9 protein-coding genes are annotated in these 11,969 nt (G+C 42.1%); 7 read left to right on the top strand and 2 right to left on the bottom strand.

The window, feature by feature from the left end; translation table 11 throughout:
• Positions 1-21: 21 nt before the first annotated feature.
• Genes NWP21_RS15980 through NWP21_RS15970 form a run of 3 tightly spaced genes read left to right on the top strand, consistent with a single transcriptional unit; the run spans position 22 to position 2,435 of the window.
• Complete coding sequence (locus tag NWP21_RS15980) at positions 22-966, top strand: GDP-L-fucose synthase (RefSeq protein ID WP_280793414.1); 945 nt, start codon at positions 22-24, stop codon at positions 964-966.
• A 29-nt stretch (positions 967-995) separates the two neighbouring features.
• A complete protein-coding gene (locus tag NWP21_RS15975; RefSeq protein ID WP_280793413.1) occupies positions 996-1,562 on the top strand; it encodes a 5-formyltetrahydrofolate cyclo-ligase in 567 nt (188 codons plus the stop codon).
• A 36-nt stretch (positions 1,563-1,598) separates the two neighbouring features.
• A complete protein-coding gene (locus NWP21_RS15970) occupies positions 1,599-2,435 on the top strand; it encodes a carbohydrate ABC transporter permease (protein WP_280793451.1) in 837 nt (278 codons plus the stop codon).
• 57 nt (positions 2,436-2,492) lie between these two features.
• Here NWP21_RS15970 and NWP21_RS15965 read toward each other — a convergent pair whose 3' ends face one another.
• Positions 2,493-6,302, bottom strand: coding sequence for a hypothetical protein (locus NWP21_RS15965; protein WP_280793412.1), 3,810 nt, complete (start codon positions 6,300-6,302; stop codon positions 2,493-2,495).
• A gap of 411 nt (positions 6,303-6,713) precedes the next feature.
• Between NWP21_RS15965 and NWP21_RS15960 the strand changes: the two genes are divergently transcribed.
• Positions 6,714-7,439, top strand: a complete 726-nt coding sequence (locus NWP21_RS15960) for a DUF2232 domain-containing protein (RefSeq protein WP_271731429.1) — start codon at positions 6,714-6,716, stop codon at positions 7,437-7,439.
• Between the two features lie 4 nt (positions 7,440-7,443).
• Positions 7,444-8,574, top strand: coding sequence for a nicotinate mononucleotide-dependent phosphoribosyltransferase CobT (gene cobT, locus NWP21_RS15955; RefSeq protein ID WP_280793411.1), 1,131 nt, complete (start codon positions 7,444-7,446; stop codon positions 8,572-8,574).
• A 119-nt stretch (positions 8,575-8,693) separates the two neighbouring features.
• Here cobT and NWP21_RS15950 read toward each other — a convergent pair whose 3' ends face one another.
• Complete coding sequence (locus NWP21_RS15950) at positions 8,694-9,068, bottom strand: hypothetical protein (RefSeq protein WP_280793410.1); 375 nt, start codon at positions 9,066-9,068, stop codon at positions 8,694-8,696.
• A gap of 295 nt (positions 9,069-9,363) precedes the next feature.
• Between NWP21_RS15950 and NWP21_RS15945 the strand changes: the two genes are divergently transcribed.
• Both NWP21_RS15945 and NWP21_RS15940 read left to right on the top strand, forming a co-directional pair.
• Entirely contained in the window at positions 9,364-10,629 is a 1,266-nt protein-coding gene (locus NWP21_RS15945; RefSeq protein WP_280793409.1) for an extracellular solute-binding protein, read from the top strand.
• 146 nt (positions 10,630-10,775) lie between these two features.
• Entirely contained in the window at positions 10,776-10,979 is a 204-nt protein-coding gene (locus NWP21_RS15940; protein ID WP_271731436.1) for a hypothetical protein, read from the top strand.
• Positions 10,980-11,969 lie beyond the last annotated feature (990 nt).

Genomic DNA, 11,969 nt, shown 5'->3' with positions numbered 1-11,969 from the left:
TTCCAAATAAAAGTATAAATTATGACTGCATTAGAACTGAAAAATCAACGGATTCTCGTAACTGGTGGCGCAGGCTTCCTTGGCCGTCAAGTAGTTAATCAGTTATGTCAAGCAGGGGCTGACATTGCTAAAATTGGCATACCGCGATCGCGTGACCATGATTTACGTCTGCTGGAAAATTGCCAACGTGCAGTTGACCAACAAGATATTGTCATCCATTTAGCCGCTCATGTGGGTGGTATTGGTCTGAACCGCGAAAAACCCGCGGAGTTATTTTACGACAACTTAATCATGGGGACTCAGCTGATTCACAGTGCTTATGCAGCTGGAGTGAAAAAATTCGTTTGTGTGGGTACTATTTGCGCTTATCCTAAATTTACACCAGTGCCATTCCGAGAAGATGACCTATGGAATGGCTACCCAGAAGAAACTAACGCCCCCTATGGAATTGCTAAGAAAGCACTGTTAGTGCAATTGCAATCTTACCGCCAGCAGTACGGTTTTAATGGGATTTACTTGTTACCAGTAAATTTATATGGACCTGAAGATAATTTTGACCCCAGTAGTTCCCACGTGATTCCGGCTTTAATTCGCAAGGTCCATGAAGCCCAAATCAAGGGGGAAACACAACTCCCCGTTTGGGGTGATGGTAGCCCTACCCGTGAGTTTCTCTATTCGGAAGATGCGGCGCGGGGTATTGTGATGGGGACTCAGTTTTATAATGACTCTGAGCCAGTTAATCTAGGAACGGGTGCAGAAATCTCTATCTACGATTTAATTACTCTTATCTGTGAATTGATGGAGTTTGATGGTGAAATAGTTTGGGAAACAGATAAACCTAATGGTCAACCCCGGCGCTGTTTGGATACTCAACGCGCTCAGGAGGCTTTTAACTTTACTGCTCAGGTCAGCTTTAGACAAGGGTTACAAAATACTATTGAGTGGTATCGGCAAAATGCTGTATAACTAATGTGCTGAGGTGGGTTGTTTGAGTTTTGTTAGATAAAGCTGAGTTACGCCGTGTTTTACTTCAAAAACGCCAGTCCATGTCTGTGGAAGAATGGAGACAAAAAAGCGATCGCATTTGTAGACAACTACAAAGGTGCACTTTATTTACTCAAGCTAAAACAATACTGGCTTATTTCAGTGTTCGTCAAGAACCTGACCTCAGTCTATTATTTGCTGACCCTCAGTACCGTTGGGGATTTCCCCGGTGTGTTGGTAAGTCCCTCAACTGGCATTTTTATACACCCCTCGATGATGTTAATATTGGCGCTTATGGGATTACTGAACCCCATCCCCAGGCGCCAACTGTACACCCTGAAGCCGTTGACTTGATACTTATTCCTGGTGTGGCTTGCGACTATCAAGGATATCGCTTAGGTTATGGTGGGGGTTATTATGATCGTTTACTCAGTTCTCCAGGATGGGTAAGTAAGTCTACCATTGGTATTGTCTTTGATTTTGCCTATTTACCTCAGTTACCTGTAGACAGTTGGGATAAACCATTACAAGCTGTGATTAGTGAAAACCGTTGCAGCTATACCAATTCCTCCCCCTAATATAAAAATAACCTGTATTGACAATCTCAATTGACAATTTTGAACATCCCCAACTCACGACTAAAACTGATTTTAATCTACGGGTTATTAGCAGCGATCGCACTAGTAACTCTGTTTCCCCTGCTGTGGCTGATCAGCACAGCCTTAAAGTCTCCCACAGAAAATATTTTACAGTCCCCGCCCCAGTTATTACCCAGTCAACCCACATTCAATAACTTCTTGACTGTGTGGCGATCGCTACCTTTTGCACAATACCTCTATAATAGCACCTTAGTAGCACTGCTCACAGTAGCCTTGAATCTACTGTTTTGTTCCCTAGCCGCTTACCCCTTAGCTAGACTATCATTTGTGGGGCGAAACTCTATTTTTATTGCTATCGTCTCTACAATCATGATTCCCTTTCAAATCGTCATGATTCCCCTATACATATTGACAGTGCAACTGGGTTTAAGAAACACTTACTTAGGCATCATTTTTCCCAGTTTAGCCTCAGCTTTTGGCATTTTTTTACTGCGACAAGCCTTTATGGGTGTGCCCAAAGAACTAGAAGAAGCTGCCCGCATGGATGGTAGTTCTGAGGTAGGCTTATGGTGGCATATAATGTTACCAGCAATTCGCCCAGCATTAGTTACCCTGTCGATTTTTGTATTTATCGGCTCTTGGAGTGACTTTCTTTGGCCATTAATAGTCATTCAAGATGAAGGCTTATATACCCTTCCCTTGGGAGTCGCCAAATTAGCCGGGACATTTTCTTTAGACTGGCGCTTAGTAGCGGCTGGTTCCATCATATCCGTTGCGCCCATACTGCTATTATTTTCATTTTTACAGCGCTACATCGTACCAACAGAAACTAGTACTGGTGTCAAAGGGTAAAAATCCTCTGATTTTATAGCCAGTCAGAGCTACCATTACTTACTAGTACGGGCAGGTTCATATCACCTTTAAACTGAAATTGACGGTGTAATGCTCCTCCATTGTTTGCTGATTACTGGCTTTGATAGCATCTAGATAGGGTTGTAAAACTTGCAACTGTGGCAAATTCACACGATAAGTGATATTTCCGCGTTTTTTAAACAGTGGTGCCGCTGCAATAGACTGGTAGAGAGAATTATTTCCAGTACTTTCACTTATCCAGGCAGAATCTGGAGTTGCAGGTATTAAACCCGGAGGTAACTCACCTTCCAAGAAAGCCAATAAGCGTTCCTGGCAAATAGTCGTATTAATACCATCACCCTCAAATAGCTGGAGAATTTCGTCAAAAGATAAAATTCTATGAGAACAATATTGCAGTAACTTCGTGAACAGGAAATAGTCACTGTATCCTTGCCAGGATTGTTCTAAAACCTGGGGATGCAAAGGTAACATCGCTAAACCATAGGCTACCCGACTACAATTGGGAGTGCCGTTTTTACCCAGATATAAATCTTGAATAATCTTAGCGTCAGGTAGTTCTTGCTGTAGCCACGTATTCACAATTTCTAAAGAAGCCATCCCCCCAGTTAAAATAGCCTGATTAATTGCTGTCGCCGGTAGACCGCTAACTGCTAACAACTTTTTCAACTCTTGGTTTAAACGTCGCACAAAGGGAGTCAACACATGGTTTTCTAAGTCGCTTCGCCGTAATACCCACCGTTGATCTGCTAATTCCAGCGCAAAAGAATCCTGCTGTTGTAAAATTAGCTTTAAAGCCAAGGCTGCATCTAGTACCGCCTGTCCTAACAAAGAACTTTGTAACTTCTGCTGGAGACGAATCCGAGCCTTAATATCCGGTTTCCCCACTTGTGGTAAATCTAATTCTGCTAGTCCCAAACTGCTAGTGAAACTTACTTTGTCAGCAAAAGTAGGTTGCCATTGCCAAAAGTTGTTAGCGGTTGTTGTACTGTCTTCCTCATAATTCTGGCGTGTTTTTCGATATGTGGGGGGAAGCAGTAACTGACAGATAATATCTTGCTCAATGGCATTGCTAGCATAAGCAAAACTATGGAGCATGAAATCACCGTGTACTAATTGCTCTAGGTTCTCTGGTAAATTAACCAGGGCCATTTCGGTTGTAGTCGCGCCAAGATTAATCACCAAGGTGTAACCAACCATAGGATGATCATCAGGTCTGGCTGGATTTAACCCCTGGTAATCAGTAAGCACTGTTTCACCATGAGCGCCATCTAGTCTACCCAGTAGACTAGCAATGGCTTCCTCCAGAAAAAATACTTGCTGTGGATGTAGGACTAATTTACTAGAGAGTACAGCTTCCCGCACATTAAACCGATATGTTTCTGAGCAGCTAGATGGACAGGTGCAAATGACACCAGCAATTTTATTAATAATCTCATGGAATGTTTCCTGATTTAAACCCACAGCACTAGCGGTTAAACCTTGAGTGGTACTATGGCCATCTGATTTTAAGGTTAACAGTAACTTGGAGAGCGATCGCACAACCCAAATTAAAGGACCCGCAGAAAACTTGTTGAACTGCAATATAGGTTCCCATGTTTCTTGTTCATTCTGATATGGGATAGCTACCTGCAAATATGGCTTCAACTGTACTGAATAAAAATTATGCTTCTGCTCTTGATTAGCTTGCGCCAAAAAATTTTGAACCTCTGGGCTTTGCGTTTCCGCTGGAGGTACAGAACCTGTGGGTAGATAAACCTCTGCTGGTAAACGAAACGACTCTTGAAAAGAACTAACCCCCCGTTGCTTGTCTGCTGACCAGCAGATAGGATAAAGCACAGCAGTGGAAAGATTCAACAAAGCCGCAGAAATTCCAGTAGTACCCAGATCAATACCTAGATACCAAATCGATTCCTGTATATTTAGCGCCACATCTTTATTCTTCACAAACTTAGGACTGCCAATTAAAGAGGCTCTGTGCTCAGTACTGACTTGCTCTTGTGTTTCTGTTGTGGGGCTAAAATCGAACTCAGCTTCGGTTTGCGGCGAAGAGATGGGATTAATCTGGAATACATCCACATCAGAGTCAGCCTCAGTTGCAGTTGCAAAATTGTTTGGCGGCTGGTTTATACTATCTTCCAAAGCTGCGAAAATTAGACTCAAGTTGAAATCCGGCTCTAGCATTTCACTCAGGTCGGCTAAATCCTGATCAAATTCTTGGGTCAGATCTTGACTCAGACTCATCTGATCCGGATTAACAGACTGGTTTTCCCCGGGTGATAGCTGGCGTGGCGTAACCATGGATAAGTTGTCTGTGGGCGCTGTGGAAATATCGTGATCTAAATGTTCCTGTTCCTGCTCATGCAGCACTAGTGAAGACTGCTGACTATCATCCTCAACCTCTGCTGTTTCCAAGCCAGAAGAAACTTCTAACTCATCTTGTTCACCATCTAAATTAGTCAATAATTCACTCACTGGGCTAGTATCAGCACTGCTTGGCTGTATCGAAACAGTACTAGTGAATCCCTCTTCTGTTGGCCACAAGCCAGATAAATCAGTAGGTTGTTCTGGGTTGGTATCTTCCTCAAAAGACGGTTCTTGCCATAACTCTAATTCTGCATCTGCTTCTTGCAAGGAAGAATCTAATAACTTTTGCACTGGTTCCATTGGAGATTCAAGAGTAGTCCCTCTCCCATCTGCTTCTAATGGATTACTTGGAGATTCAGGTATATTTTGTGCAATATTCGACGGTGGTAAATCTTCTACATCACCCCTCGATATAGTTAAATTATCATTACCCCATAAACTGGCATAAAGTTCATCGACTTGATCACCAGGTGATTCTAAGCTATCTACAAGGTTACTAGATGATAGATAATCATCTTCTACTGCTGCTGGCGCAATATTATTTACCTGAGTTGATAATGATGGTGCTGGAGATACGGATTGATTTTTTTGTAACTCTGGGACAGATAACAGATTCATTGCGGCTTGTTGCTGCAATTGCTGCGTTAAGTTTTTCACAAAGTTGGTCATCAACTGCTCGCCCTGCACACCTGTACTGTGCATTCTCCCCAACCCTTGATTTAAAGACTGGTGATAAGTGTTGATATTGCGTTGTAGCGCCTCAAAGACGAAATTTACAGTCGCATCAAGGGATAATAGACGTTGATCCAGTTCCCTGGTCAGGTGTGTTAACCGTTGGGTCTGTTCTGATGTTTGTAATAAAGGTTGACTCCTAGAGAATGCGGGTGTGTTTTTGTCATTATTAGTACTATTTGAACTGGACTCCTTACTGTAATTTTCTAGGATATTTGGTATTAAATTAGATACAATTCGGCTCATAAGTAACTGCAAAAATTCGGAAATCATCTGCTCCTGTTGAGCATACTGCTGGCTTAAAGAGTAGTTGTGCAGTTTCCTTTGCTCGAGCTGTCTAATTTCTTGTGCCAGAATTTTCCGCTCTTGCATCATTGCAGCTAATTCCGCTTGTAATGGCTGTATTAATGTTGATAATTCGCCCTTTAATTGATTTAATAGCAAATTACCTTGTTCCCGGTCAGCTTGGTTTGGCTCTGTCCTTTGGCTAGACTGATTACCATCAACCTGAGTGAGAAATTTCTCTGACAAACGTAACTTTTCCTCCGCCACCCTCAACTGGTTTTGGTTATGATTATTTAAAGTCTCACGTTCTTTTTCCTGGACAAGGAAGGTACGAAGTTTTTCTAAAACCTCTCTGGTTTCCGATCCTTGATCAGGTAGAAGCGTTAAGTCAGGCTGAACACGGCTGTTAATTAAGTTGTCAATGTCTGCAATTAATTTTTGGATTTCATCTGCGCGGGAAGTCACTTTCAATTACCTTGGCTAGAATTGTTACTTACATGAGAATTACCACATTTCACCAGGTGGTAACCGTTTGACAAAACCTACTAAAATATACTAGTCTAAAAGAAGGATTTATCATCATCAAATGTCCTTGGTCGTCTTTTGTCCGGCTAACTCTGGATTCAGGTAAATTTGGGTAGGTTTAACAGATCGGTATTATGCCAGTTACGTAAGTCCTGTAATTCTAACCTATAGGAGTCCTATCCGATTTTTAAATAGGCTGGAATATCTATCCCTTGTTTCCTTCCCATACCAGTAAACAAGAACTGTCAGCGCATGATATTTTTTGCTCATGGACTGAGGAACCAGCGTCTAAATACGCAGTATTGACTATAGCGGAACACTGAGGTCAAAGTCGTTCAAACTTTTTTCACCATGAGTATTTCAAATTCTCTACCAGATGAAAACCCAGCCCCGGAATTTCCCGACTCCATTAACAAACAATTAGAACCAGAGCATTTGAGGCGACCTAGACTAAAAGTTGACGCGCCTTTACGAATGGTAGAAACAGCATTTTTAGCCAGTGCTGCTAGTTTGATTTGGTTAATTAATTTCTACTTTCCTTTGGGCCCGGTATTACGGATATTCTTTCCTGTACCCATCGCTCTAGTTTACCTACGTTGGGGCAAAAGAGCTGCCTGGATGGCTGCTGTTACTTCTGGTTTGCTGCTATCAGTTCTCATGGGGCCTGTTCGTAGTCTATTATTTGTTATGCCCTTTGCCTTTATGGGTGTGCTTTTAGGGGCAACATGGTATCGTCGTGTTCCCTGGATTGTATCTATTACCTTGGGTACCCTCTTGGGTACCTTAGGGGTGTTTTTTCGGTTGTGGTTGCTGTCTGTGTTATCGGGTGATGACCTGTGGGTTTATGTGATTAACCAGGTAACAGAACTGATAGAGTGGGTATTTTTGAGGCTACAATTATTAGCTAGCCCTAGTTTGTTTGTGGTGCAAGTGGGAGCAGTCGCTTTGATTGTCTTCAATAATTTTATTTACCTGTTTATGGTACACCTGGCAGCATGGCTATTATTGGGCGCTATTGGAAATCCGATTCCGCGTCCGCCACAATGGGTGCAGGTGATTATGGATTATGAAGGTTAAGTAATTGATTCGTATTTATACCCAAATCCAACAGGGTCAAAAATGGATTACTAAGTATAGGGGTGGTTTACCCCTGTTTGCCTGTGTTTTAGGTTTTACTGACACTGGCCTCATTCCGGGTATTTCAGCGGCTGGTAGTACTCCAGAAGCTCGAAAGTATACAGCTTGTGCTGATGCTGAGTTTTTATATTACGGACCAGGACGAAAACCTCTCTATCCCCTACCACCGCTGACCGCGGGCGCTTCGCCTGTAATCATTTCTCGTGCTGTTGTTGAGGCGCTCAATATTCCAATTTATTTGTTTAATGCTGGCTTACCTCAGCCTCCCGCAGTACCAGTTATTGATCTGGGTGGCTACCCGGCTAACTGTTTAAGTAAAGGTGCTGCTATGGAAATTACAACGGTACACCATTTGCTCAAGCAAGGGCTACTCTGGGGAGAACGCCTGGCTACTAATGTTGGAAAAGGATATGTGATTTTAGGTGAGTGTGTTGTCGGAGGTACTACAACCGCTCTAGCAGTTTTAACTGGCTTGGGCATAGACGCTGCTGAAAAAGTCAACAGTAGCCATCCTGTTTGTAATCATACACAAAAGTGGGCAGTAGTACAAGTGGGACTGGAAAGGATGAGGCTCCCCGCGCAAAAAGAATCATCTCCCCCATCTGACCTCATAGATCCTTTACAACTTGTGGCCGCAGTGGGTGATCCCATGCAGGTGGTGGTAGCTGGAATGACTATCGCAGCTAGTCGCCATTGTGGTGTTCTTCTGGCAGGTGGTACACAAATGCTGGCAGTTTATGCTTTAATAAATGCGATCGCTGATGCTTATGACTTGTCCTGGCAACCAGCAGAAGTAGTTGTAGGTACAACCCGTTGGGTAGCAGAAGATCCCACTGGTAAAACCGTTGACTTAGCCCTGAGCTTAGGTAAAAATATCCCCCCTCTACTTGCTACTCAGTTAAATTTTGCTAACTCTCGTTATCCGCAACTCCAAGCTTATGAGCAGGGCTTTGTCAAAGAAGGGATAGGTGCTGGAGGTGCTTGTATTGCTGCTCATCTCAGGCAAAATTGGCAGCAAAATCAACTTTTAACTGCCATTGAAGCTCAACTAGACCAATATACCTCTAATTGCTAATTCACTTCAAAAATGTCCATTGTACAATGATGAAATTATCTGAGACTCGTTCTCCTGCAATGGGTAGGAATGCCTATCCACACGCCCTTATCGAGAGTTATGTGGTGCAACACCGTAAGTCAATGAATTCTAATTTTCATTAATTGTTCTTCTAAAGCAGCAATGCGATTGTATGCTGCCGTTAACTGTGCTGTTAGTCGTTGTATTTGAATTTCCGGCGTTAAGTTCTTATCTGCACTTTGCCGATTCAGGTCTAAAGACATACCATCTGTCAATACATCCTTATGCTCAAGCTCTGGATGTAAGTTCATATCTTCTTTTAACTGGGAGCGAACTACATCACTCTTTCCTAGAGAATTCTTCCCAGCTTGTGTGTTTGCTAAAGAACATTCCGAGAAAGCTTGAGCAATTTTACTATCAAGTGCTTCAATCACCTGGTAGAGGGAATCAAGCTTATGACTCAAATTTATAATTTGCGTTTGCAATGTCTCCATTTAATATCCTATTCCGTATATTTTCCTTATGTTATTCAATTTGTAGGTGATATTAACTATGCTTTTGAATTATTTAATTTTTTCCACAAGGGATCAGGGTATAATCAGTAAGTATTTAATCCTCAATAGAACTTAAAGTTTCTTAAAAGTATAATTTTGAGGATAATAAACTTACGGGCAGTTTTTTTTTGAGAAAAATACTTTAAAGTTACTTAATGCCTCAAGCTTACTAATATTATTCCGACAATACCTCTAAATCAGCACTTGGAGTATATTCTATATATTTATTTAATATATGTGTAATCAAGAATCCAAAATTCCAAATCCACAATCGATAGATCGACGTTCTTTTTTATTGGCTGCGGGTGCAGTGGCGCTGTCCCAGATTCTGGTCGGTTGTGATACAAGCAATCAAACACAACTGCATATCCAGTTATTAAAAGGTTCCATCCCCGGTCAGATAGTTCCTCAGTTTCGCCGAAGTTTACAGCAACAGGTACAGTTGAATTTTGCCCCAGTTGAACAAATAGAAGATTTATTCAAACAATTGCAAGCTTGGGAGGATACCTCAAAACCCACTAGCAAGGGATTTTGGAATCGGTTTATACCATTTATGCGATCTGGTAGCAGCAGCGCTTCGCGATCGCAACCAGCAGTTGCATCTGACTTAGTAACATTGGGAGATTACTGGCTCAAAGCAGCTATTGAACAGAAACTCATTCAACCACTAGAAGAAGTCAAACAGTTAAAACATTGGTCCGCTTTAGATCAAAAGTGGCAGCAATTGGTAATACGCGATGATCAAGGTAACTTAGATCCTCAAGGAAACGTGTGGGCGGCTCCGTACCGTTGGGGAAGCACAGTAATTATTTATCATCGTGAAAAGTTGCAAAGTTTGGGTTGGACTCCGCAGGATTGGAGTGATTTGTGGCGAGATGGACTACAGCAGCGGATTTCTTTACTCAATCAATCTAGAGAAGTGATCGGTCTGGTTTTAAAAAAGCTAGGAAAATCCTACAACACAGAAAATATTCAGACCATACCAGACTTAGAAAATGAACTCAGAGCATTAAATAAACAGGTAAAATTATACAGTTCCCAAAACTATCTAGAACCGCTCATTATTGGAGATACTTGGCTAGCCGTTGGTTGGTCTAGCGACATAATACCGGTTTTGTCACGTTATCCTCAATTTGCCGCAGTTATACCCAAATCAGGAACAGCAATTTGGGCTGACTTATGGGTATGCCCTACAAAAGTGAAAAAAGAGACTTTTTTATCACAGTGGATTGATTTTTGTTGGCAACCAGACATCGCAAAACAAATTTCTGTGATCACTAGAAGTAATTCCCCAATTTCTCCTCATGTTGACCTATCAAACCTGCAAGAACCATTTAGAAGCCTACTACAGAGTAATCGTCAAGTTTTCGAGAACAGCGAATTTCTGAGTTCCTTACCTCCATCAGCAATTCAGGAATATGAATCTTTGTTTGCCAAAATCAAACAAGGGTCAAATCAGTTCCCAGACGAGGTTACCAATATCCCAGTTAATGATCAATGATATCGTCAACCCACCAGTAGCTATTAATTGGCAAGAAATTATGGTTCTGGCAAAGATGAGTATGATGAACAGAATGATTGAGGTGGAATAGTTATTCTGATAGCAGCTATAAAACTGCCATACTGTCACACATTAGTTGGAGATCCATGACACCTCAAGAATTTTTAAACAATTTGGCAGCAGCCTCAACAGATCCAGAAAAACTCATGGTTGTTGCTCAATACATAGAAACAACAGCCATGGACAATGCCACAACACCAAAATGGCGGCGCATTGCTTACAGTTCCGAGATTGAAATGGCCCTGAGTAATTTGGCTTTTCATTTAGAAGCACTAGCCGAGAACGCTTGACTTTGCTGCTTCAATTACCTTTTCTTATCCACTCTCTGGCGGCTTTCTCTGCTGCTTCTGGGCTATATTGACCCACCGGATGGGCGCTTTTGGTTTGGTAATACATATGAGAAAGCGAATCGATACCCAGAATAGTTGAAAATTCCCGTTTGATGCTACACGCGGAACCGGGGGTTAGAAACCCCCGTCTCAAAGCTAAAGTCAGATAAATCTGACACCGAAGATCATGTATTTGATGATCTTGACAAGATGCGATAGCGAAGCGCTGCTGTTAAAGGCGATCGCTATTCCGGGATCTGTGACGGGGCGTAAGATCCCCCACTTCTCACATCATCACACATAATCTAGGATAACTTAACTAGAAGTCGGGGATCTGTGTGACCGTGGAAGGGGGCGTAAGATTCCCCACTTCTCACATCATCACACATAATCTAAGATAACTTTGCTTAAGATCCCCGACTTCTCACATCATCACAGATAGTCTAGGATAACTTAACTAGAAGTCCGGGATCTGTGTGACCGTAGAAGGGGGCGTAAGATCCCCCACTTCTCACATCATCACACATAATCTAAGATAACTTTGGTTAAGATCCCCGACTTCTCACATCATCACAGATAGTCTAGGATAACTTAACTAGAAGTCGGGGATCTGTGAGGTGGTTAAGATTCCCCACTTCTTACATCATCACAGATAATCTAAGATAACTTTGCTTAAGATCCCCGACTTCTCACATCATCACAGATAATCTAGAATAACTTAACTAGAAGTCCGGGATCTGTGAAGCCGATCGCCCGGGGGTTAGAAACCCCCGTCTAATAGCTAAAGTCAGATAAATCTGACTAGAAAATCATGTATGTGATCATAGTCTAGACCGCCAATAAACCTTTGCGTACCTTTGCGCCAACCTTTGCGCCCTTTGCGTTTAACAACAGATAGTGGATATAAACGAATAGATGATAGATCACATGGGGGGTTTTATCTCTACCCTA

The sequence above is a fragment of the Anabaenopsis sp. FSS-46 genome (assembly GCF_029891665.1).
In the GTDB taxonomy this organism is placed as follows: Bacteria; Cyanobacteriota; Cyanobacteriia; order Cyanobacteriales; family Nostocaceae; genus Anabaenopsis; species Anabaenopsis arnoldii.
This window is presented reverse-complemented; position numbering and strand designations above follow the sequence as displayed.